The 24,035-nt window shown below is 45.8% G+C and carries 19 protein-coding genes; 16 read left to right on the top strand and 3 right to left on the bottom strand.

Annotated features, from left to right (window positions below; all coding sequences use genetic code 11):
* Positions 1-49: 49 nt before the first annotated feature.
* The 7 genes from MKY22_RS04055 to MKY22_RS04085 all read left to right on the top strand — a co-directional run bounded on the left by MKY22_RS04055 (position 50) and on the right by MKY22_RS04085 (position 5,615).
* Positions 50-1,597 (top strand): fatty acid--CoA ligase family protein, encoded by a 1,548-nt coding sequence (locus tag MKY22_RS04055; RefSeq protein WP_341086835.1) that lies wholly within the window; start codon positions 50-52, stop codon positions 1,595-1,597.
* A gap of 66 nt (positions 1,598-1,663) precedes the next feature.
* Positions 1,664-2,098, top strand: a complete 435-nt coding sequence (gene mgsA, locus MKY22_RS04060; RefSeq protein WP_341086838.1) for a methylglyoxal synthase — start codon at positions 1,664-1,666, stop codon at positions 2,096-2,098.
* A gap of 96 nt (positions 2,099-2,194) precedes the next feature.
* Complete coding sequence (locus MKY22_RS04065) at positions 2,195-2,350, top strand: hypothetical protein (RefSeq protein ID WP_197026224.1); 156 nt, start codon at positions 2,195-2,197, stop codon at positions 2,348-2,350.
* 134 nt (positions 2,351-2,484) lie between these two features.
* Positions 2,485-3,147 carry a response regulator transcription factor gene (locus tag MKY22_RS04070; RefSeq protein WP_341086842.1) on the top strand — a complete coding sequence of 221 codons (663 nt, stop codon included), beginning with the start codon at positions 2,485-2,487 and terminating at the stop codon, positions 3,145-3,147.
* Positions 3,144-4,526, top strand: coding sequence for a HAMP domain-containing sensor histidine kinase (locus tag MKY22_RS04075; protein ID WP_341086843.1), 1,383 nt, complete (start codon positions 3,144-3,146; stop codon positions 4,524-4,526). The genes MKY22_RS04070 and MKY22_RS04075 overlap by 4 nt, the downstream gene beginning before the upstream one ends.
* A gap of 110 nt (positions 4,527-4,636) precedes the next feature.
* Complete coding sequence (locus MKY22_RS04080) at positions 4,637-5,110, top strand: competence protein ComK (RefSeq protein ID WP_029340962.1); 474 nt, start codon at positions 4,637-4,639, stop codon at positions 5,108-5,110.
* 97 nt (positions 5,111-5,207) lie between these two features.
* A complete protein-coding gene (locus MKY22_RS04085; protein WP_023467385.1) occupies positions 5,208-5,615 on the top strand; it encodes a hypothetical protein in 408 nt (135 codons plus the stop codon).
* A 42-nt stretch (positions 5,616-5,657) separates the two neighbouring features.
* Here the strand turns inward: MKY22_RS04085 and MKY22_RS04090 are convergent, their stop codons facing one another.
* Together MKY22_RS04090 and MKY22_RS04095 are read right to left on the bottom strand one after the other, a co-directional pair.
* On the bottom strand, positions 5,658-5,999 hold the full coding sequence (locus tag MKY22_RS04090; RefSeq protein WP_341086848.1) for a hypothetical protein: 342 nt from the start codon (positions 5,997-5,999) through the stop codon (positions 5,658-5,660).
* A gap of 60 nt (positions 6,000-6,059) precedes the next feature.
* Complete coding sequence (locus tag MKY22_RS04095) at positions 6,060-6,437, bottom strand: truncated hemoglobin (protein ID WP_341086850.1); 378 nt, start codon at positions 6,435-6,437, stop codon at positions 6,060-6,062.
* A gap of 139 nt (positions 6,438-6,576) precedes the next feature.
* On the opposite strand from MKY22_RS04095, the gene addB reads away from it, so the two are divergent.
* The 9 genes from addB to MKY22_RS04140 all read left to right on the top strand — a co-directional run bounded on the left by addB (position 6,577) and on the right by MKY22_RS04140 (position 22,129).
* Positions 6,577-10,008, top strand: coding sequence for a helicase-exonuclease AddAB subunit AddB (addB, locus tag MKY22_RS04100; protein WP_341086852.1), 3,432 nt, complete (start codon positions 6,577-6,579; stop codon positions 10,006-10,008).
* On the top strand, positions 10,005-13,556 hold the full coding sequence (gene addA / locus MKY22_RS04105; protein WP_341086854.1) for a helicase-exonuclease AddAB subunit AddA: 3,552 nt from the start codon (positions 10,005-10,007) through the stop codon (positions 13,554-13,556). Before addB ends, addA begins: the two co-directional genes overlap by 4 nt.
* A gap of 206 nt (positions 13,557-13,762) precedes the next feature.
* On the top strand, positions 13,763-14,140 hold the full coding sequence (locus MKY22_RS04110) for a response regulator (protein ID WP_341086856.1): 378 nt from the start codon (positions 13,763-13,765) through the stop codon (positions 14,138-14,140).
* The gene (locus MKY22_RS04115; RefSeq protein ID WP_341086857.1) at positions 14,121-16,664 is read left to right on the top strand and encodes a HAMP domain-containing sensor histidine kinase; all 2,544 of its coding nucleotides are present in this window, start codon (positions 14,121-14,123) and stop codon (positions 16,662-16,664) included. The genes MKY22_RS04110 and MKY22_RS04115 overlap by 20 nt, the downstream gene beginning before the upstream one ends.
* Positions 16,665-16,755: 91 nt before the next feature.
* Positions 16,756-17,124 carry a DUF1516 family protein gene (locus MKY22_RS04120; protein WP_290779740.1) on the top strand — a complete coding sequence of 123 codons (369 nt, stop codon included), beginning with the start codon at positions 16,756-16,758 and terminating at the stop codon, positions 17,122-17,124.
* A 139-nt stretch (positions 17,125-17,263) separates the two neighbouring features.
* On the top strand, positions 17,264-18,262 hold the full coding sequence (locus MKY22_RS04125; protein ID WP_290779742.1) for a class I SAM-dependent methyltransferase: 999 nt from the start codon (positions 17,264-17,266) through the stop codon (positions 18,260-18,262).
* A gap of 105 nt (positions 18,263-18,367) precedes the next feature.
* A complete protein-coding gene (locus MKY22_RS04130; protein ID WP_341086860.1) occupies positions 18,368-19,858 on the top strand; it encodes a phytoene desaturase family protein in 1,491 nt (496 codons plus the stop codon).
* On the top strand, positions 19,855-21,336 hold the full coding sequence (locus tag MKY22_RS04135; protein WP_341086861.1) for a phytoene desaturase family protein: 1,482 nt from the start codon (positions 19,855-19,857) through the stop codon (positions 21,334-21,336). The genes MKY22_RS04130 and MKY22_RS04135 overlap by 4 nt, the downstream gene beginning before the upstream one ends.
* A complete protein-coding gene (locus MKY22_RS04140; RefSeq protein ID WP_341086862.1) occupies positions 21,296-22,129 on the top strand; it encodes a phytoene/squalene synthase family protein in 834 nt (277 codons plus the stop codon). Before MKY22_RS04135 ends, MKY22_RS04140 begins: the two co-directional genes overlap by 41 nt.
* Positions 22,130-22,550: 421 nt before the next feature.
* Here MKY22_RS04140 and MKY22_RS04145 read toward each other — a convergent pair whose 3' ends face one another.
* The gene (locus tag MKY22_RS04145; protein ID WP_047396282.1) at positions 22,551-24,023 is read right to left on the bottom strand and encodes a phytoene desaturase family protein; all 1,473 of its coding nucleotides are present in this window, start codon (positions 24,021-24,023) and stop codon (positions 22,551-22,553) included.
* Positions 24,024-24,035: the final 12 nt, after the last annotated feature.

The following is a 24,035-nucleotide window of genomic DNA, read 5'->3' on the forward strand; positions in this document are numbered from 1 at the left end:
TTTTATGTAAAAAATGAATAGTCATTCATTCGAAAGGGGAATTTTGCTCATGCTTGGATTGATTCAATCCGTCGAAGAAACCGCTCGAACACATCCGGACTCAACCGCGTATGTGTTTGAGGACACGCAAGTCAGCTATCGTGAGTTCGTCGAGAAGTTTCACCGGGCAGCCGGTGCGCTTGAAGCGAACGGAATCCGAAAAGGCGATCATGTCGCGCTGATCTTAGGGAATAGCCCAGCATTCCTAGTGGCATATTACGCCATCATGAAACAAGGGGCAATCGCGATTCCAATCAACCCTACATATACACCGGATGAGATCGGGTATATCCTGATGAACGGTGATGTGAAGGGGATTTTAGGCATTGCTCCGCTTGTTGAAGCTGCAAAAGATCGTCTCGTTCATTTACCGAACCTCAGGATTGTCGTCTCTGTTCCCTATGCGGATCAAGAAGGACCAAACGAAACACATCAACAAGTGACGTTCATCACGCTCGATCGCTGGCTCGAAATCGAACATCCATTGACAGACGTGACGAATGAACTGGATGACATCGCCGTCATTCTCTATACGAGTGGGACGACAGGAAAACCAAAAGGTGCGATGTTATCGCATCGTAATCTGACGTCGAATGCGCGCTCGATCGGAGATTATCTACACGTATCAAGTAAAGACCGGACACTTGCCGTATTACCAATGTTCCATGTCTTTTGTTTGACAGTCGTGATCAATGCTTCGCTCGCACATGGAGCCTCAATCATCATTGCTTCACGTTTTTCACCACAAGAGACGTTTGAATTATCGAAAAAAGAACAGGTGACGATTTTTGCAGGCGTGCCAACGATGTATAATTTCTTACTCCAAACCGTGAAGGCCCATCCGGAATACGCGACCTATTTTGAGTCAACCCGTCTATTCGTATCAGGAGGAGCGAGTCTTCCAGTACCACTCCTTGAAGCGTTTGATCAGACATTCCAGTGTCATATCCTCGAAGGATACGGTTTATCGGAAGCATCGCCTGTCACTTGTTTCAATCCGGTCGATGGTGTTCAGAAACCAGGCTCGATCGGTACATCGATCGTCGATGTTGAAAACAAAGTTGTCGATGAACTCGGACAGGAATTACCAGATGGTCAGGTCGGAGAATTGATTGTTCGTGGACCAAACGTCATGACGGGTTATTACAAGATGCCAGAAGAGTCGCAAGCGACGTTACGCGATGGCTGGTTATATACGGGTGATTTGGCTCGTCGTGATGAAGATGGTTATTTCTATATCGTCGATCGCAAAAAAGATATGATCATCGTCGGTGGCTATAACGTCTACCCACGTGAGGTCGAAGAAGTGCTCTATCAGCATCCAAATATCATTGAAGCCGCTGTTATCGGCATACCGGACGAGGAGATGGGCGAAGCTGTCAAAGCATTCGTCGTTGTCCGTGAGACGATGACAGAAGAGGAAACACAGGCGTTCTGTGCTACATCACTCGCAAAATATAAATGTCCGACACAGATTGAGTTCATCGATCAATTACCTCGTAATACGACCGGAAAGATTTTACGGACCGTATTGAAGAAACAACCGACGAATTCATGAGTGTTTCAAGAACTTCAGGTTTCTGAAGTTCTTTTTCTGTGCATAGACAAGAAGGAGGGGATACGAATGAATATCGCATTGATCGCACATGATGAAAAAAAAGATGAGATGATGGGGTTTACACGAGCTTATGCTGCATTCTTCAAAAAAAATACATTGTATGCGACAGGAACGACCGGGCAACGGATCATGGAAGCGACAGATTTACATGTCCATCGCTGTAAATCTGGACCACTCGGCGGTGATCAAGAAATCGGAGCACTCGTGGCTCAAGGAAATATCGATATCGTGATTTTTTTACGCGATCCGCTAACGGCGCAACCGCATGAACCGGACGTCTCCGCACTCATTCGATTATGCGATGTGTACGATCTGCCGCTCGCAACGAATGTCGGAACTGCCGAAATTTTAATCAATGGACTCGAACAAGGACAATTCGATTGGAAGGAAATCATTCGAAAACGTCATGAACTAGAACAAAAAAAGTTTTTAGATGATTAATTTTGTGAGAACGCTTCTCATTTTCGTTTGAGCATGCTATAGTCAGTTTGAGGATGATACTGATTATCAATTGCGAGGGAAAAGGTGGCGAAGAAAATGGAGATTCTATTAATGACGGGTGTAACAGTATTGCTAGGAGGCGGCGTTGGATTTTTGACGCACGTCGTGAAAATGGAACGACGTCAACAGGTGGCACCTGCGACTTCAAAGAACGAGCAAGTAGCGTATCCAGCGCTCCGTCTCGTCAAATAATAGAAAATTTATGACTTCGCCTTTCTTTTCTTTTGAAAAGAAAGGTTTTTTTGAATTATTATCCACTCTCCCATAATTTTGCGGAATTCCTTTGATACACTGAAACAAAGCACATTAGTCGAGGAGTGAGAGCTATGCATACAATCTATTTGGTTGATGATGAAGTGAACTTGAATCGTGTACTCGTAAAGTACTTGGAACAAGAAGGTTGGCAGGTTAAATCGTTTACATCTGGTGAGGCAGCTGCTTCTGCGATCGTAGAGAAGCCAGATTTGTGGGTTTTAGATATCATGCTACCGGATATGGATGGTTTTCAATTGATTAAGCGAATTAAGGCACATGATGAAACGACACCCGTCATTTTCATCTCGGCGCGTGATGAGGATATCGATAAGATCATTGGTCTTGAGATGGGATCGGACGATTATATTGCGAAGCCGTTCCTTCCGCGCGAACTGGTCATTCGTGTCAAAAAAATCTTAGCACGTACGTATGCGACACCGAAAAGTAGCGTCATTCAATACGGCGATTATATGATTTATCCTGAGAAACGAATTATCGAGGAGAACGGTCAAGAAATTGATCTAACCTCAAAAGAGTACGATCTACTGATTTTATTTGCGACACAAATCGGGACGCCGATGTCTCGCGAGCAGATTCTCGTCAGTGTCTGGGGTGACGATTATTTCGGATCGGATCGCGTCGTCGATGATCTTGTCCGTCGTGTCCGTAAGAAATTAACGAAACTGGAACTCGAAACAATCTATGGTATTGGCTATCGCTTGGTGTCTGCATGAAAAATCGTAGTCTCGGATTTCAGATTTGGGCGATGTTTCTGCTCGTCATCGTCACATTATCTGCAGTCATTCTCCTTGTCATCCGCTCATCGATCGGAAATTTCATCGATGAACAGGTCTATTCGACGCTTGAGAATAGTGAGGTCTTCTTCTCGAAGGATGCCTCTGTCATCGAGATGCTACAAGATAATCCGATTGAATTCGATCGTCGGAAACAAGAATCTCGATCAGTTAATATCCTATTGCTATCTAAGAACGGAAAACTTTATTACGGTGGGGCACCGCAACAACTGATCAATCAGATGTACCGTGATGCAATTGATCAAAAAACAGTTACGGCAAAGTATACAACGCGTCTTGATAAAGAAGATGTATACTACAGTATTCGAAAAATCGAGGATAGTGGTGAAACGTACTATCGTGTCTCCTATGTTTGGGATGCGTATCGACAAGAACTGATTACGCAGTTATTCTCGAAAATCGGATTCGTCGTCATCATTGGAAGTATCTTTACGCTATTCATTGCCTTTTGGTTAGCGCGACGGTTGACACAACCACTCGTCGAAATCGAGGGAGCGGTCGGGAAGATCGCGGCTCAGAAATGGGATACACCACTTCCACTTGATCGCGGGGATGAAATCGGACGACTCGCACGATCCGTTGATGCGATGCGGATGGATCTTGAAAAACAAGATAAGGCACAAAAATCATTACTTCAAAACATCTCCCATGATTTGAAGACACCGATCATGGTCATCCGAAGTTATGCTCAATCCATCTCAGACGGGATTTATCCGGATGGTGATTTGACCGGATCCGTATCCGTCATTGATGAAGAAGCGGAGCGGTTGGAGAAAAAAGTCGCAGCTCTACTTTATGTCACGAAGCTCGACTATTTCGAGCTCGATCGTTCAACGTGGGACAATGTTGACATCGACCGGATGGTGCATCTGTTGAAAAATCGCTTTTCTGGGACGAAGTCACTTGAATGGCATGTTAGTGGAGAAGCGGGAATCGTTCTTGGTGAAGGAGAGCAGTTACGTGTTGCGCTCGAAAATGTCATGGACAATGCGATTCGTTATGCCGAAACACGAATCGATATCCGATTGTCCGGAACAGCGGATCAGGTGCATATCGAAATCGAAAATGACGGACCACCGCTTGACGGCTCCTCGCCACTGTTCCATCAATTCTCACGTGGCAAGGAAGGAAAGTTTGGGCTTGGTCTCTATATCGTCAAACGGATCGTTGAGCGTCATGATGGAACGGTCGCAATCGAAAACCGTTCTGCGGGAAATGGAGTTGGAAAAGTTTGTGTGATTTTTAATTTCCCACGTCATTTTATTGAGCAAGAGGAAAAAAAACCAAAAGAATTTTAAAAACGGGATCTTTGGATCTCGTTTTTTTCGTTAGGAAATAATCGTTCCGTTCATGCAAGGCAAAAGGAAGTTTGATATAACCAATATAATCCAGGAAGGGAGCGAAGGAGATGTCATACCCAATCACGGAAGAAACGTTAGCCTTGATCCCGCGATACGGTCAATACGGTGAACCGCAGACACTCGTCATCAAGGAACATTCTGAAAGTATTTTAGATGGTCATCCCATTAAGCTGATTGAAGAATCCTGTTTGTATTTTGGTTCGTCCATGCGTGGAAGAATCGAAGCAGCACGGCATATTCTTGGTCCGAACCGAAAGACCCCTGTTTTAGTGGATTGGCAAGCACAAACGATTTTCTTTCCGACGACCGCAAAAGAAAAGGCGGAATGTATTTGGATTAATTTTAAACAGATGAAGACTGTTCAGAAAAAATCCGGTAAAGTACAAGTCGAATTTCAGACAGGTCAATGTATCGATACGGATGCATCCGCATACAGCATTGAACGACAACGGATTAAAACACTGGAACTGGCTTATGAAATGCAGCGTCGTTTTCAGTTGCCGGAGTTTAAGAATCGGTGAAAAGTGGAAACACATAACAGGAATCTTACTTACGTAAGGAGAAACAGTAGAGAGAGAAATCATAGGGAGGTGAAGCGGTAACTTTTACCGCGACACGATGAATGAATCATACGAATGGTTAAATCGCCGAAAATTACAGCCTGGATTTGGTGCGACTGGAGGCAGACGCTTTATCAGTTCCCGCATCGTGCGTCCGGAAAATACACCGGGTAAACGAATCAAAGGAATTAAACGGGCGCGACAATTGGTCGTCGATGATGCTGGAAATCGCCGTTGGGTCACAAAACGCATCGTCGTGACGGATGCTGCGAAACACGTCACGATGAACCGTCGGACATCCATCGCCTTGAAAGAGACGAATGAGTCCCGCCTTGAGCAAGTCAAACAAAAACTAGCATCCAACAAAAAAGTCTTATTACCGATCTTGGCGGCAACAGGGATCGCTGTCGCAGGTGGCGTTCTTGCTTACGTCCTTCGTCGGAAGAAAAAACAATCTGATCAATAAAAATAAGCCGTTCTCCAATCGGAGGACGGCTTATTTCATGCATTATAAGAATCGTTTTCGTAAAGAAGTCGAGAGTGCTTTGTCTGCGATTTCTTCTAGTTCCGTCAAGTTTGTCGGATCAAAGCTATCATTGTAGAAACGACCTACGAAGTCGACACGGTCGTAATCGAGTTCCTTGAAAATCAAGTGTTTATGGTCGTCATAAAAAACGACACGATAGTAATCAGATCCACGTTCAAGGGTTACGAGACCTTTGATGTGATCCAATTTTTTTTGTTCTTCGGTTTTCTCTTCCTCGAGCGTGTCATCCTCGTTCGTCGATGCTTCGGCTTGCTCGATCGCATTCTTTACGAGTTCAGGTCGTTGTTCTTGTTCTTCCGTCATGTTTTATCGCCTCCATTTATTATTTTACATGGAAATGGACAGATGAGAAAGAAAAATCCCTCAGTCCATCTGGTGTGCTTCACAAACGCGTAGTACATTCATCGCGCCAATTCGTAATCGCTCGAGTAGTTGAAGTCGTGCTTCGTCATTTGGAATTGTATCAAGAGCAGCTACTTCCATCAGTTCCAACCAACGGATGGCATGTTCTTTTTGAATCGGTAATAACCGGTGAATCATCGCTAAACTCGCCGGCGGTTGATCCGGGTCGCGCGGTCCCCCTGTCAATTGGGTCAAGAAGACGAGTTGTGCCTGTTCGACACGTTGCCGATCTTCAGGGAATAACGGTCGCAACAGTGAATCATGGTAGACTTGATGATAGAACGAGCGAACCAAGGATGTGAGTATATGCTCGCCTCCGATGGTTTCGTAAAGTGACAAGAAGTATCACCTGCCTTACATAGGATGTGTCCTGATTATAGCAAATTTATACGTAGAAGACATGCGCCAAAAACAGTACATTTGTTCTTGTTTGTGAGATAATAATAGTAAAGAAAAAAACGAGGAGGAGGTTTTCTTGATGAACCATATGCATATTGGTCGTGCCGGGAGTGGAAAAACGACACAATTGATCGAGCGCGTCGTACAAGAACTCGAGCAACGACCACTAGGGGAGAAGATGTATTTCATCGTTCCAGATCAGATGTCATTTGAAATGGAGCGGCGGATTGCGACAGATGAACGGATAGCAGGTCTTGTTCGTCTTGAGGTCATGAGTCTACGGCGCTTTGCGTTTCATATCTTACGCGATTACGGGAATCAAACGATTCCATTTCTTGATGAGACGGGGACACAGCTATTACTGCGACAGGTCGTTGAGGAATCAGAAGACGAACTGAAGATTTTTAAACGAACTAAAAACATGCCTGGATTTTTCCAAGGACTTGATGAGCTCATTGCGTCGTTTAAACGTTCGTTGATTGAGCCAGACATGTTGCGTCAAGTGAGTGATCGCTCTCTCGAACGGTCATCGAAATTAAACGATCTTGCGTTGATTTATGATCGCTTTACGGAACGAATTGTCGATAAAGCACTCCATGCAGACGATTACTATACGACGTTGCTCGAATTGCTTCCCAAAGCGCGACTGGATCAAGCGACGATCATCGTCGACGGATTTTATGAATTTTCGCTCCAGGAACAACAAGTTTTACTCGCCTTGATGCAACAAGTGGCTGAAATGCATATTAGTTTTACAATGGACGCAACGGATCCTTATGCGAAACAAACTTCTTTTGGTGTGTCTCAGCGGTGCTACATGCAATTGATCGGTCAGATGCAGGAACTGTCGATTCCATATGAAGAAATTTTGTATGATCAACCAATCAAGTTTCAATCAGAAGGACTACGACATTTGGAGCAGGCCTTGTTGAAGCCGGGATATCCTCCTGTCGATCATGACATTGAGGGCTTTCAGATGACAGCTGCAGTTAACCGTCAAGTTGAAGCAGAATCAGCCGTGCGGAAAGTGATTCAACTCGTTCGACAAAAAGGGTATCGGTTTCATGAGATGGCATTCGTCGTGCGACATCTTGAGCCGTATGCGGATCACTTGGAACGAGCCTTCCACATGTATGATGTTCCATATTTCTTGGATCAACGTGAGTCGATGGTTCATCATCCACTCGTTGACTTGATTCAATCTGCTTTGGACATCGTAACGTCGGGTTATCGGGAAGAAACGGTCTTTCGTTTGCTGAAGACGGAGCTCTTGCCGATTCCCGCGGAAGATGCGCGTCTAGCGCTCGATCGTTTTGAGACCTTCGTGCTCGAACGCGGCATCAAAGGGTCGATGTGGCAACAACCGTGGCAATTAAAGCGGCGCCTAGCAGAGGAAGTTCGCTTAACGGAAGAGGAGCTTGCGCAAGAAGAAGAACTGAACCATTTACGAACATTCGTCGTCGACTTGATTGAACCGTTGCACCGCCGGCTGAAACAGGCGAAGACGATGAGCGCGTATACGAAAGGTCTGTATCAATTCCTTGAAGAACAAAAAATTGCAGAACGTTTAATGGAATGGCGTAAGCAAGCACTAGAGCAGGATCAATTACTTGTTGCGCGCGAGCATGATCAAGTATATGAAGCGATACTTCATCTATTCGAGCAGCTAGAAGCTGCTGCGCCTGAGCATACCTTATCAACGGATTTGTTCGTCCAGATGGTCGAGACAGGACTTGAGAGCCTTCGTTTTGCGCTTGTTCCGCCATCGCTCGATCAAGTCATCGCGACGGACTATGTCCGTGGACGATTACAACGAGTAAAAGTCGTCTTTTTACTCGGAGCGAATGATGGTCTGATTCCGTTCGTTCAAGATCAATCAAAGTTACTGTCCGAAAATGATCATGACTTCTTACATGAACATGGTATTCCGGTTGGAAAAGCATCTCTTGATGTGTTTGATGATGAGCTGTTTTACCTGTATCAAGGGATGATGGCTCCAAGTGAAGCCTTGTATGTTAGTTACGCACTTGTCGATGAAGAAGGAAAGGCGCTTCAGCCGGCAGCGATCACAAAACAATTAAAACGACAACTGTTGCTCGATCGTCCGATTAAGACGCACTTTGCGGAAGCTGGGGAACACGCACCGCAAGAACAACTTGATTTCGTGACGAGTCCAGAGCGTGCGGCAGCAGCGACAGCGATTGAACTTCGGCGTCTTCAACGACGTTATCCGATTCAGCCGATTTGGTTCGAGGTGTACAATACGCTTCTCGAAAACGGACGGGGACGTGAACGGATGGGGTTATTCTCGAGTGCCTTGTTCTATCAAAATCAAGCGGAAGCGTTACCGGAAGGGTTGGCGCATCGTCTATATGGTGATTCACTGCAAGCGAGCGTTTCGCGTTTTGAGACCTATAACGCCTGCTCGTATAAGCATTTTGCTCGGTATGGGCTTCGTTTGCGCGAGCGAAAGCTTTATAAATTCGAAGCACCGGACATCGGAAATCTGTTCCACGGCGCATTAAATGATCTATCGCTCAGTATTAAAGCTTCTGGACGTCAGTGGCGAGAGCTTGACGGCGAGACATGTGGAACACTTGCGAAGGAAGCTGTCGAGAAAGTGACACCGGAAATTCAGAACGCGATTTTGATGAGTTCGAGTCGGTTCGGTTATATCAAGAAAAAATTAACCGATGTTGTGGAACAGACTGCGAAAATGCTCGTTGAGCAGGCGAAACGAACGGATTTTGAACCGGATTTATTTGAAATCAGTTTTGGGAACGCGACCTTCCCACCATTACGCTTTACGTTACCAGATGGAACGGAAATCGAATTCACGGGTCGGATCGACCGGATTGATCAGGCGACGATCGGGGATCAGTTATACGTTCGCATCATTGACTACAAATCAAGTGCGCGGGGACTGGATTTTGCGGAAATCTATTATGGGCTCGCCATTCAGATGTTGCTGTATTTGAAGACAGTCGTGGAACAGTCGGAATTGCTCTATCAACAGCAGGCAAAACCTGCGGGTGCGCTTTATTTCCATGTCAAGAATCCGATGTTACGAGGCGATTTATCTGCTGATGAAGCAGAACGTAATCGACTATTGCTCGAGTCCTATCAAATGCAGGGCGTCATTCTCGAGAATGATGAAGTACTGCGGGCTATGGATCATATTGCGTACGATGAACGAAAAAAATCACCACTCGTCAAAGTGACATTCACGAAAAACGGACTCCATAAGACACAGACGAAAGGTGTCGTGCAGGAGGAGGATTTATCGGCGCTGATGGACCATGCATGGGAGGCGTTAAAAGACAGCAGCCAGGATATTTATGATGGAGATATCGCCATCAATCCATTTGATTATCAGGAACGGACACCTTGCAGCTTCTGCGAATACCGATCGGTCTGTCAATTCGATGAGTCACTTGGGAATCAGTATCGCCCATTAAAACCGATGTCTGAAAAAGAAGTGCTGGAACGGTTGAAGGAGGAAGAAGAATGAGTGTGCGTTGGACAGAAGAACAACAACAAGCTATTTCAGCGAGAGGAGGACATATCTTAGTTTCAGCAGCTGCTGGATCAGGAAAGACCGCTGTCCTTGTCGAGCGACTGACGCAACGTTTGATCGATCCCGAAGATGAGCTGTCAGCGGATCGTATACTAGTTGCCACCTTTACGAATGCGGCAGCGCGTGAGATGAAGACGCGGGTCATCGAGGTCATGGATCAGCGTATCAAAGAGGCGCCGGATGATTTGTATCTAAAAAAGCAGCGTCAACTGATGAACCGGGCCCAAATCACGACGATCCATTCATTTTGTCTATCGATTCTACGCGAGAATTATTACCGGATCGGTTTGGATCCGGCATTTCGGATAGCTGACGAATCTGAATTGTTATTACTGCAAGACGATGTCTTAGAAGCAGTCTTCGAGACGTTCTATGCTTCTGAGGATCCGGGATTCTATGATTTGATTGATAGTTATACATCGGACCGGGATGATCAAGCGATGCTGTCGCTGATTTCGAATCTCTACCGTTTTTCTCGATCCTTACCTGACCCAGAAGCGTTTTACGCGCATTTGATCAGTCAGTACGATCAGCCGATTGACCCGGACGATTCGCCACTTATGCAACGATTGGTCGAACTGGAATGGGAGACATTGTCGAATCTGTTGGGACGTTACCGAGAACTAGCGTTTGAATTGGAACAGTCCGGATATACGGAAATGGGACAGATGATGCGACAGGATATGGCTCCGTTTGGAGTACTTGAAACGTCAGCGCGGCGATGGTCGATGGTTGCGTTTGCCTTTCAAGCAGTGGAGTTCGGTCGCTGGAAAAGTCCGCGTGGGGATGAAGGAATCAAACCGTTCCAGACAGAGCGAACACGTCTTGTTGCAGAGTTTAAAAAGATGAAGGAACTGTTCGTTCAAAAAACAGGTGTCGATTACTTGGAGGATTTACGATCCCAGTTACGACACGTAGAGACGATCGTCACACTCGTGCGTCAATTCGCAAATGATTATCTCGAAGCGAAACAACAACGAGGAATCGTTGATTTTTCAGATCTTGAACATTTTGCATTAGAGATCTTGACGGATGAAGGACAACCGTCAGACGTAGCAAAGCTTCTGAAGGAGCGCTTCGTTGAGGTACTCGTTGACGAATACCAAGATACGAATGAAGTACAGGAACGCATCATCCAACTGGTCTCAAAAACGGATGAGGCGACAGGGAATTTATTCATGGTCGGAGATGTCAAACAATCCATCTATAAATTTCGTCATGCTGAACCAGGATTGTTCCTAGAAAAATTCAAACGATTCCAGCAGACGGACGTCGGAACACGGATCGATTTAACGAAAAACTTCCGAAGTCGTCTTGAGGTGCTGGATGGAACGAATCAAATCTTTCGACAAGTCATGGATGAGACGGTTGGAGAAATTGATTACGATGAAGCCGCCCATCTTCGACTCGGTAATCTGAGTTATCTCGAATCGGAGCAAGTCGCACCTGAATTACTTTTAATCGATCCGCTAGATAGTGAAAAGGAAGAGGTTGAAGCACGAGCGATTGCGACGCGGATTCTAGAACTCGTCGACTCCAAACATCCACATCTGATCTATGATGCGAAAGCGAACCGATTCCGAACTTGTGAATACCGCGATATCGTCGTCTTAGCACGGTCGCGTGGTAAGCGTGTCCAAGCACTTGTCGAGGTACTTGAACAGTATGAGATTCCAGTTTATGCGGATACGACGGGTGGATATTTCCAAGCGACGGAAATTCAAATCATGATGGCGTTGCTTAAGACGATCGATAATCCGCTTCAAGACATCCCGCTCGCGAGTCTGTTACGATCGCCGATTTTCAGTGTGGCGGATCGCGATTTGGGACGGATTCGAGCAAAACAAAAAGAAGGAAGCTTTTATGAGGCGGCACTTGCGATGGCGTCAGAGGAGTCGGAACTCGGTATTCGAATCGATGAGATCATCCGTCAGATTCAAGCATGGCGAACCGAGGCGCGTGGGAGTGCGCTTCCAACCTTCATTCGGTCGTTGTTTGATCAGACCGGCTATTTTGAGTATGTCGGCTGTCTCGCCGGAGGCAGAAGTCGTCAAGCTAACTTGAATGCCTTATATGAGCGGGCGAAGCAATATGAGACGTCCGGCTATCGTGGGTTGTATCGTTTTCTCCGTCTAATTAATCGGTTGATCGAACGAGGAGAAGACTTCGCGGAAGCTCGTTCACTCGGTGAAGACGAAGATGTTGTCCGCATCATGACGATTCACCAGTCAAAAGGACTCGAGTTCCCAGTGACGATTGTCAGCCAATTGACGAAGCAATTCAATAAACAGGATCAGATGCAAGCGATCCAGTTGCATAAGACGTATGGTATTGCTCTGGATGCAATCGATCCAATCCGTCGTTTGCGATCCGGAACGTTGCTGAAAGAAGTCATCCGCCGGGAAATGGATCGAGAAATGAAGGCGGAAGAGATGCGGGTTCTGTATGTCGCGATGACCCGGGCAAAAGAAAAGCTGATTCTCGTTGGAACAGTCAAGGATTTAGAAGATCAAATGGCGACTTGGCAGATGACACCACCCGATGAAGTCCTGTTACCGGAAAATGATCGGCGCCAAGCGAAAAGTTATGCGGAATGGGTCGTCCCGGCAGTCTTGCGCAGCAGCTTACTGCGTCCGGATGAGACGAACTGGTCGATTCGCGCGATGTCGTTGGAGGAATTAGCACCGTACCAAGAGATTTCAACGCTTGTGGAGCAACTTGAGCACGTCCAGCAGCTTGAAAAAATCGACGTCCCGGTCAATTCACACGTCAAAGAAATTGTCGAGTCGGCGTTTTCGTATCAGTATCCGCATCTACTCGCGACAGAGACGGCAGCGAAACAGACCGTCACGGAACTGAAGCGTGCGGAACAACTCGAGCGCGCAGCCTTTGAAACAACGTATCGTCAAACGACCTATTATCGAACACCACAATTTCTCGGACCCGTACTCAGTGGAGCGGAACGAGGAACGGTCTTACACTTAGCGATGCAATTATATGAACCGGATATAGCGCTTACGCAACAGATCGATCAATGGGAAGCGACGGAACGGATTACGCCCATCGAAGCAACGACGATGCGAGAAGCAACAGCACAATTACAAGGATTCCTCGATTCCGAGATCGGGCGATTGTTCGATGAACGACTACGGACGAATCATGTCTATCGAGAGTTGCCGTTTACGTATAAAATCGAGGCGGCACGTTTCCGGAAAGACTGGACGGGTCCTTCAGACGATGCTGTCATGCAAGGAATCGTCGACTGCTTGATTCAAGATGGAGAGTCGTATATCTTGCTCGATTATAAATCGGATCAAATTGTTACGACGGAAGTCGGACAGACACCTGCTGATATGTTACGAGAACGATATGCGACTCAGCTGAACCTGTATCAAGAAGCGTTAGAAGCCATTCTTCATATTCGAATCTCGCGGAAAGCCATCTATGCTTTTGCTTTAGGAGAAACGATTGATTTAGTTTAATCGGTTCATCTTACGATTGAGACCTCCCTTGTCCTCCTACTTCTGGTGGAGACAAGGGAGGTTTTAGTATAGGTCGAAAGAGGGATGAGGAATAAAGGAACAAAATCAGCGTATGAAGTGATTTCCGTTTCTTATTGTGAAGGAACTGTGTAAAATAAAGAAGATATGTCACTTTAATGATGGATAATTTTGGGAGGTTTTAATAGATGGCACGTATTTTATTAGCAGAAGACGAAGATGTCTTACGAATGTTGGTACTTGATACACTGGAAGATGAAGGGTATACGATCGATGAAGCGACGGACGGGGACGAAGCGTATCAAAAAATCATGAACGCTGAATACGATCTTGTTCTACTCGATTACATGATGCCTGGAATGACAGGAATTGAAGTCATCGAAAAAGTCAGACAACATCCGGATAAGCAACATTTAAAAATCATGATGCTGACGGCTAAAAGTCAACAATCCGACCGGGAACGCGCGGAAGAAATCGGTGCGAACTATTTCTTCTCAAAACCTTTTAGTCCTCTAAAGTTGATTGATGTAGTAGGAGGAATACTGAGTGATTACAAAGTGGATTAATCGAAAAATCGGACGCCAACTCATGGCTTCCTTTTATGTCGTATTAGCTACATTGATGATTTCATCATTGATCGTCTACAACTACACCGACACGAAACTGCAGGCGACCCGGGCGAAGTTAGAAGACATCCGTGATCGAAGTGCACGCGCAGGTGCCTTATGGGAAGAGTGGCAAGATGTCCAGTTCAACATGCGCGGATATGCCTTGATGGGAAATGCGGATTTATATAATCAGGTCATGGCCCAACAAGATAAGATTGATCAGCAGACAGAATGGTTCGAAAAAAATGCGATCTATGATCAAGGAAAGGCATTCGCCAAGTCCTCGAGAGAATTATATGGTTATTATTTCGATGCCATCTTGCCGCTTGTTCAATCCTATGTCAAAGCGAAAGAATCAGGAGATGTCACGGAATCTTTCTTAAAAGGAACGACGCTTGCTGAACTACCACTCGGTCAAAAGTTGTTAGCTGAAGGTCAAATCCAGTTAGATAGTCAAGGAAACATCGATGTATTATCAGAGATTAATAAAAGTGAATTAGCACTCGGTGGCTATCGTGAATTTTTGGAAGATTGGGCACAACGGACAAGTAATCAATTAGAACGGGAAATCCGAACGACACAACTGATTTGGTTAGCGAATATCGTCGTCTTGATTGCCGTCTTGATCTTCTTCATCTACCCCTTCATCCGCCGGATCACGATAGGATTATTGTCTCTCGTCAAAAACAGTCAACGGCTTGCGAATGGTGAGGATGTCTCGAGCGTCAAAGTACCAAATCGTAAAGATGAAATTGGTATTCTGGCGTTATCATTCAACCAGATGGCGAGTTCGATTTCTGAAAACAAACAGCACCTATTAGCAAAAAATGAAGAGTTGCAGGCGCAGCAGGAAGAACTGCAAGCTCAGCAAGAAGAATTGCAAGCACAACAGCAAGAGCTTGAAGAAGCATTGGAGCTGACGATGCGAAATGAACAGCATCTCCAGTACCGGAATGATTTAACCGAGACACTTGCGGCACGTGAGTCATTGACCGCTTATCCCGAAATCATCGAGAAGCTCGTCACGATCACGGATTCGGAGATCGGTGCATTGGTGTTCGTGGATGAGGAAGATAGTTATTCTGTCGTCACTTACGGGATGACGGATGAACTGGCAGAACAGTTGCTTCAAAATGATGCGTCACTGTTGAAACGAGCAGAATCGCTGAAGACCCCAGTTCATTCTTCTAAACAAGTCGCGAGCAATCATCCATTACCGTATCCGTACTATATGTATGAAACGGCTGTGCCGATTCTCGATCCAACGGCAGATGATATCATCGCGTATATTTACCTTGTCCGTTACCGCGATCAGTTCACGAATGAACAGATGCGAGACGTCATGTCCTTCTCTCGTCAACTGTCACTATCGCTCTTGCGAATGCGTTTATTTGACGAGATGACGAAAGAAAAAGCGAAGACGGAGCGAATTCTCGATTCGATTCGAGAGGCCGTCATCTATCTCGAGCCAGGAAAAGAAGAGGTCTTCGTCAATCGACCGTTATACGATCTTTTCCCGGAATTACGATATGGTGTTCACACGGAGCAAGAAACGCTTCAAACATGTCTTGAAGTCATTCGATCTGTCGTCGATGAACCTGAAGTCTTCAGCAGATATGTCGATTCAGTTCTCCGTGGAGAATTACCGACGGATAGTCTACAATTCTCGATTCGAAATGAGACGGTATTCATTCAATTTTATGTCGAGGTGATTCAGATTCATCAGGTGCATAAAGGAACGATGCTTGTCATGCGTGATGTGACGAAAGAGACTGAAATGGACCGTTTGAAATCAGAGCTCGTTTCGACCGTGTCTCATGAACTTCGGACGCCGCTCTCTTCGATTTACGGCTTTACAGAGCTCATGCTCAACCGAGATATTGAAGAATCGCGCCAAGATCGGTATTTGCGGACGATCCATTCCGAAACGGAACGTCTTGCGAATCTCGTCAATGATTTCTTAGATGTCCAGCGCATGGAGTCGGGCACACAATCCTATAAGAAAGCATCCGTGAACGTTCATGCGATTGCTGAAGAAACGACACAATTTTATGCCGCTTCGACACAAGCCCATCGGATTACGTTCCGTCATGAAGGAGATCAATTGCCTGTCATTGAAGCAGATGAAGAAAAAATCAGGCAGTTACTCAATAATTTATTGAATAATGCAGTGAAATATTCACCATCTGGTGGTGCGATTGATGTTGTACTGACGACATCGCTTGATCAAGTCATTCTTCAAGTCCGGGATGAGGGAATCGGGATTCCGGAACAATCGCTCAGTCGTCTCTTTGAAAAATTCTATCGCGTCGACAATTCGGACAGTCGCAAAATCGGTGGTACGGGTCTTGGTCTAGCCATCTGTAAGGAAATCGTAACCGGTCATGGTGGAGAAATTCACGTGGAATCGGTCGTAAGGGAAGGAAGTCTCTTCACCGTCAAATTTCCACTCGTCCAGTCCACACATGTGACAATCTCCTGAAAAAACCATATAGCAACAAAATAACACTAGGTGTTCGTACGGAAATCAGATACGATGAGAGATGAGATAGGAAAAGAAAGGAGGAAATGAAATGCCAATCACAGCATTTGTTCACACACACGTCTTACTTTGGGTACTTTTGTTGGTCACGTTCTTCGTTGCGTTTTCGATGTACAAGAACAATAAAAAAGCCGCAAAAGGCATTCATATGGCGTTCCGTCTTCTGCTTTTATTGACGTTCGCGACAGGTCTTTATCTGTACATTGAAATTCCTAACAAGGAAGGCTTATATCATGCGAAGATCACAGCAGGTCTTCTGACGCTCATCTTCGGAGAATTGACACTCGTTCGTGTCAAAAAGGGTAAAGCCTATTCCGGTTTCGTCATCGGATTCATCGTGCTCGTTCTTGTCACAGTATTCCTTGGGTATTCGCTCCCATACGGTATGAAGTTCTTTTAAGTGCATGCGAAATCAAAGAGTCCTTTTCGACCTCACAGGTTGAAAGGACTCTTTTTGTCGTGTCCGCTAGTAATTTTTGTTTACAAGTGGTTGTTATTTGGGAAAAGGGATGTATTACACAGTAGAGAGGGGAACGCTTGTGGCACAGTTGAAGGAATGGACGAAAGTCTTCCGGGCACGGAAATGGATGAAACGCGCAGAACCGGTGTTACCACTTTGGCATGGATACATCGGTTATAAATATGGTTTATTTGATGCTCTTCAAACGGGAGCGACGCAAGCAGAGGCTCAACTGCGGATGCAACGTCCGCTGACACAGGAAGCGTTATCCCGCTGGTTCGAGGTCGGCGTAGCTGTTGGTCACTTAAAGAAAAAAGATTTACGTTACACAGCGACGCGTCATGTATTGCCGGAACTTTCTCAATCAGACGATCGCAGTATCGGATTCATGTTATCGGAAATGATGGAGTTACATTTACCCGCATTATTCTCTTATCCACAGTTTCTAGAAGAAGGTCAACAGAAAGTTTTCAATGGTGAAGAACACGGCGACATCGTTGCCGAAACGTCGGCACTTGTTGAGACCGTCGCTTTTCCAGCCGTACGTCATATCATTCGTAGTCGCAATCTGACATCACTTCTTGATATCGGCTGTGCCTATGGCGGATATCTCCGCAAAATCCATGAGGCGTTGCCTGATTTGCGACTCGCTGGAATCGATATCGAAGAATCGGTCATTGCAGAAGCAAAACGACGAGATACAAGCGGAGAAATTGACTTTGTCGTCGGAGACATTAAGACATTCGATGTCAAAGAGACCTATGACGGAGTCATGATGAATAATATTTTATATTACTTCCCACAACCGGAACGTCTTGCGCTTCTAGAAGGCGTTCGCCGTTTCGTTAAAGATGACGGGACAGTCATTCTGGTAACACCACTTCGTGACAGTTCGCATGGTGCGCCGTTCTCGGCAGCATTTAATGCTTTCATGACGTTGCATGAGAATCTGTATCCATTACCAAGCAAAGAAGAACTGAAAGAGGATTTATCGAAAGCTGGGTTTGAAAACATTTCGATCACACCATTCTTAAAAGAAGGTGCCTGGTATATCGTGACTGCAAACGCCACTTCCTAAGCGAAGTCTGGCGTTTTTACAGTTGGAAGACAGTTTAAATTTGTCGCTCTTACTATGTGCTTAGTATAATAGTTGAAACGATGAGAGATAAAAGGAGAGATTTGGGTGAAGCGACGCGTAGCAGTGATAGGAGCAGGACCAGGGGGACTTGCATGTGCCTTATTATTAGCGGGAAAAGGAATAGATGTCACCGTCTATGAAAAACAAACGCAGGTCGGCGGGCGTACTTCTGCCGTCAAGATAGATGACTATACGTTTGATCGAGGACCAACATTCCTCAATATGCCGCACATTCTAGAAAACGTTTTTCATGAAGCCGGTCTACGATTAGAAGATTATCTGAATCTTAAAGCGCTTGATCCGATGTACACGCTTTATTTTAAAGGTGGAACAGAGCAATTCACGATGACGACGGACCGGGACCGGATGAAAGAGACGATTGAACAGCACTTTCCGGGAAACGGAGAGGGATATGATCGATTCATGGCAGAGCAGGCGCTAAAACTCGGTAAGTTGATGCCCATTCTCCAGACACGTCATGACCGATTAACAGACTACTTATCACCGCGTGTCTTAACAGCACTTCCGCGTCTTTCACTTGGGCGATCCCTTTATGATGTCTTATCCGACTATTTCACGAGTGAAGAACTAAAGTATGCGTTTACGTTCCAAGCCAAATATTTAGGCATGTCAGCTTGGGAATGTCCAGGTGGCTTTTCAATCTTGTCCTACATGGAACATGCTTACGGTGTCCATCATCCGATTGGTGGGATGCATCAGGTGCCGCTTGCGATGCAACGCGCGATTGAAGAACTCGGTGGAACAGTTCAATTAGGTACAGGCATCAAGCAGTTGATCTTGAACGGGAAAACTGTCGAAGGAGTCATCCTTGAGTCAGGTCAACATGAGTTATTCGATGAAGTCATCATCGGTGCCGATTTCGCACATGCGATGAATCATTTGGTGCCGGAAGGGGTTTTGAAAAAATGGTCCCGACCAAAAATTGACCGTAAAAAATTCTCATGTTCGACGTTCATGTTATATCTTGGTGTCAACCGGACGTTTGATGCACCACACCACACGATTTATTTTGCGGAGGACTATGAGAAAAACGTTCGTGAGATGACACAGACGCTTGAGCTATCTGATGACTTTTCATTCTATGTCCAAAATCCATCCGTGATTGATCCAACGCTAGCACCTGAAGGCAAGTCTGCTATGTATGTACTAGTGCCGGTACCGAACAATTACTCTGAACTTGATTGGTCGATCGAAGGACCGAAACTACGTCGTCGTGTTCTTGACGCCCTTGAAACGCGTTCGCCGTATCAAGGGATTGAAGCAGCAATCGAAGTCGAAGAGATGTTCACGCCAGACGACTGGGAAGCGATGGGGATCCATCAAGGCGCGACGTTCAATCTCGGTCATCAGTTGACGCAGATGATGTATTTCCGACCGCATAATCAATTTGAAGAGCTCGATCATCTGTATCTCGTCGGAGGTGGCACACATCCAGGTAGCGGATTACCAACGATCTTCGAATCCGCGCGTATCACGGCAGAACTTGTGCTCAAAAAAGAAGGGGTGCGGACATGAAGATAGGATTCGTAGGAGCCGGTGTCGGTACACTGCATGCAGCGCTTTTGCTGACAGCAAGACATCCCGGAGTCGAGATTACGATTTTTGAAAAAGAAGCGCATGTCGGTGGTCGATTACGATCCGTCGATTTTGAATCAGGTGGCCGCATCGATGAAGGTCCGACGATCGTCCTGATGCCAGGCAAGTTAAAAGAGCAGTTGGCAGAAGCCGGCGTGACGGGAGTAGAACTTGAACGGGTCGATCCATTGTATGACCTTCACTTCGACGACGGTACCGTCGTCACGAAAGTAGCCGATGTCGTGGATCAAGCGATCGCAATCGAACGTCAATTCGGTGAAGGGCGTGGATTTTATGAATTCATGCATCAAAAAGAAAAGGATTATGAGACGAGTGTATCGAAATTTTTAGAACGTGGTTATCGTCGAAAGACAGAGTTGTTGCACCCAGACATGATGCGTCCATTATTACAGATGCATGCTCTAGAAACTGCACATGACCATTTGAAGCGATACTTCAAGAGTAAATATTTGCGCATGGCATACAGTTTCCCGACATTTTATATCGGCGGAAATCCTTATACAACACCATCGATTTACGGTTTGATTCCGTACCGGGAACAAGCAGAAGGTGTCTGGTATGTAAAAGGTGGCTATTTCTCGCTTGCTGAACGCATGTATGACACATTAGTCGAACGTGGTGTCCGATTTGTCTTCGAGGCACCCGTTGAACGAATCGTTGTCGACCAAGGACAGGCGAAAGAAATCATCTTACAAGATGGAACACATGAAGCCTTCGATCAAATCGTACTAAATGGAGAGTTTCCATTGATGGAACGTCTTGTGGAAGGTAAACAACCTAAAACCTATACGCCTTCAGGCGGTACGCTACTGCTGTATTTCAAAATGAAAGGGAAAGTCGATTTACCAGTGCATCGCTTTTTGATGCCAAACGACTTGGAACCGCTCATGACGAATATCTTTAAAAAGGGACGATTACCTGAACATCCGGCAGTCTATCTGTTCCATCCAAGTCAGATTGACCGTAGTTTGACAGGAACGGACGATAGCGTCGTCTATTCATTAATTCCTTCTCCACGTGGCTATGGTGTAGAAGATTATGAAAAAGTAGAGTTCGTTGAGACCGTACTTGAAAAAATCGAGCATCATCATCCGGGATTCCGGGAAAAGATACAAGAAATGAAGATTCGTACACCGAATGATGCACAGACCTTTGGATTGTATCAGGGAGGGAGTTTTGGGATTGCGCCGACGATTCGCCAATCCGCTGCCTTAAAGACACAGGCAAAACCGTATCCGGATATCGATCGATTATATGCCGTCGGTGCATCGGTGCATCCGTGTGGAGGAGTACCAGTCGTCATGATGGGCGCAACGATACTCGTAAACCGAATGGAACAAGAGATGGGGTGGAAACATGAATTCAGTGACGATCCAGAACGCGTATATCAAATGTGAGGAAGTCATTCAGTCCGGATCTAAAACGTTCTATAAAGCCTTCTCACTCTTACCAAAAGCAGATCGACAAGCTGTTTATGCCATCTATACATTTTGCCGATTCCTCGATGATACCGTCGATGAATCAGAGACACCAAAAGAGAGCTTAATGGCTTTCTTGAATGAATTCAAACGATTCCGTGATGGCGAAGTACTAGATAAACCGTTATGGATTGCTTTAGCAGATGTATTTGAACGTTATGAAATGGATGAGACACCATTTCTTGAGCTCGCAGAAGGGATGCGTTGGGATATCGAGAAAAATCGTTATCAAACGCTTGAGGAGACAGAGCAATACAGCTACTACGTAGCGAGTACTGTCGGTTTGATGCTGTTACCCATCCTTGCACCGCAACAGCCTGATCTCCGTAAATCAGCTATCGATCTTGGAATCGCGATGCAACTGACGAACATTTTGCGCGATGTCGGTGAAGATGCAAAACGCGGCCGCATCTACTTGCCCCATTCATGGATGGAGACATACGGTGTCACAGCGGAGTCGTTACTCGCTGGTCGTCCTTCAGGAGACTTCATCGGTCTCTGGGAAGAAGTTGCCCTTCGAGCAGAGCATCTATATGACGCGGCGATTCCATCGTTTGAACGATATCCACGTGAGAGTCGGTGTGCTCTAAAAGCTGCTGCCTTCCTATACCGCGGTATTCTTGATGCAGCGCGGGATAATCACTATGACGTCTTTACGAAACGCGCGTACGTCAGCCGTTGGCAAAAAATGAAGTTACTTGCTACGATTTAATACATGACCATAGAAAAAAGACCTTGGCGGGGACCAAGGTCTTTTTTCTATGGTCTGAGACCGGGGAGTCTCAGATTACTTCTACACCAGAGCGAACATCTGGACTACGAGATAGGTCTGTTTCGACCACGGGGATGGTCTTTTCTTTATCGAGCTATCTGTGGACCATTCGGATGAGACGATCTAAGGGGGAACGTCGTAAGTCATGCGAATGGACACACGATGAGTCACGTGATGAAATGGGTGGGTCCCATTTGATTTCGCTGGTTAGAAAAAGTAAGTTCTTCAACGCTCTTGACTCGGGGAAGTCACCTTGCGCTTGATTGAGGATGTGGGGTCAATCACTACCTCTTGAACTCGAAGTAATCGTATCAAATCTTAGTTGTCCGTACAAGTGATTGATATGCAATTCACATAACGTTCACAGGGTAGCGGCGACAGCAGAGACGATTCGTTCACTTGCTAGTTTTCCTGAAAGCGTCACCATTGGACTACCGCCACCAGGATGCGTTGATCCACCGGCAAAAAACAAATTGTGAACATTCTTTGAACGGTTGCTCGGACGGAGGAAAGACGACCGGATGCCATTGGATGACAAGCCATATAACGAGCCGTGATAAGCAAAGAAGGTTTGTTCGATATCCTGTGGTGTGATCCGTTGTTCGAAGACGACATCAGATGAAATATCAATTCCAAATGACTGCAATCGTTGATTGATCAGTTGATCATACGTATCAAAATCAATCGCATGTCCAGTATCCGTTGCGGGTGCATTGACGAGCACGAATAAGTTGTCACCCGCTTGTCCCATTTCTGGTGCTGTGACGGAAGAATTCGAGATATAGATCGTCGGCTCCTCAGCGTAACGTTTTTCATCAAAGAGTGCCTTGAACTCAGCTTCGTAATCCGAAGAGAAGAAGACGTTATGATGAGCCAGTCCTTCGATCCGACGTGAGAGACCGATACATCGGACGTAGGCAGAAATTGATGGTTCGACTTGAGCAGGTGTCGGATTTTTAAAATCAGGTCGTGCCGTTTCTGAGATCAGGCGTGGATATTGTGTCAATAAATCGCCGTTCATGACGACGAAGTCGACCGGTAGATATTCCAAATGATTCAATTCGATTTCCGTTGCTTGTCCATCTACGACTTCGATCTGTGTCACCTCATCGCCAAGACGGAAGACGACACCTAGTTCTTTTGCACGTCGAGCGAATCCTTCTGCGATTGCTGTATTGCCGCCATTCGTGAAGTAGACGCCGTCATTTAGTTCTAAATGAGCGATGAGACTGAAGGTAGCGGGTGTTTGATAAGGACTACTCCCGATATAGGTCGCATAACGATCGAGTGCCTGAATCAACCCTTTATCCTTAAAGTAGTGCTTATGCAGCCCATGAAGGTTTTGGAAGGGATGCACTTTCAACATGTCTCGCCAGAGGGAAGGGCGGATGAATGAATCTATATTCGTAAAGAATTGTTGTTTTGCAATCGTATGCAACTTCGCCACTTCTTCTTGATAACCTGTAATATCGTTTTTTGCCAACTGACCGTTCGTGAAACGATCTACTTCTGTCCGCATCGCTTCACGTCCAGACGAGAACGTTAAGGTGCGTCCGTCAGAAAAGTGATTGACCGTGTGACGCTCAAGTTTCGTGAATGTAAAGTATTCATCAGGATCCGCACCAGATTCAAGAATGACAGATTGAAAAACTTCCGGCATCGTGATCGTGTTCGGACCAAAGTCGAAGCGATGTCCTTCTGTGATGATCGGCATCATTTTGCCACCGATATGTGTATTGCGCTCGATGACCGTGACACGAAATCCTTTTGCAGCTAATGAGATGGCAGCGCTTAGTCCTCCAAGACCAGCTCCGATGACAGCTATATGTTTCATGATACTGATTCC

The sequence above is a fragment of the Exiguobacterium sp. FSL W8-0210 genome, from assembly GCF_038006045.1.
GTDB lineage: Bacteria > Bacillota > Bacilli > Exiguobacteriales > Exiguobacteriaceae > Exiguobacterium_A.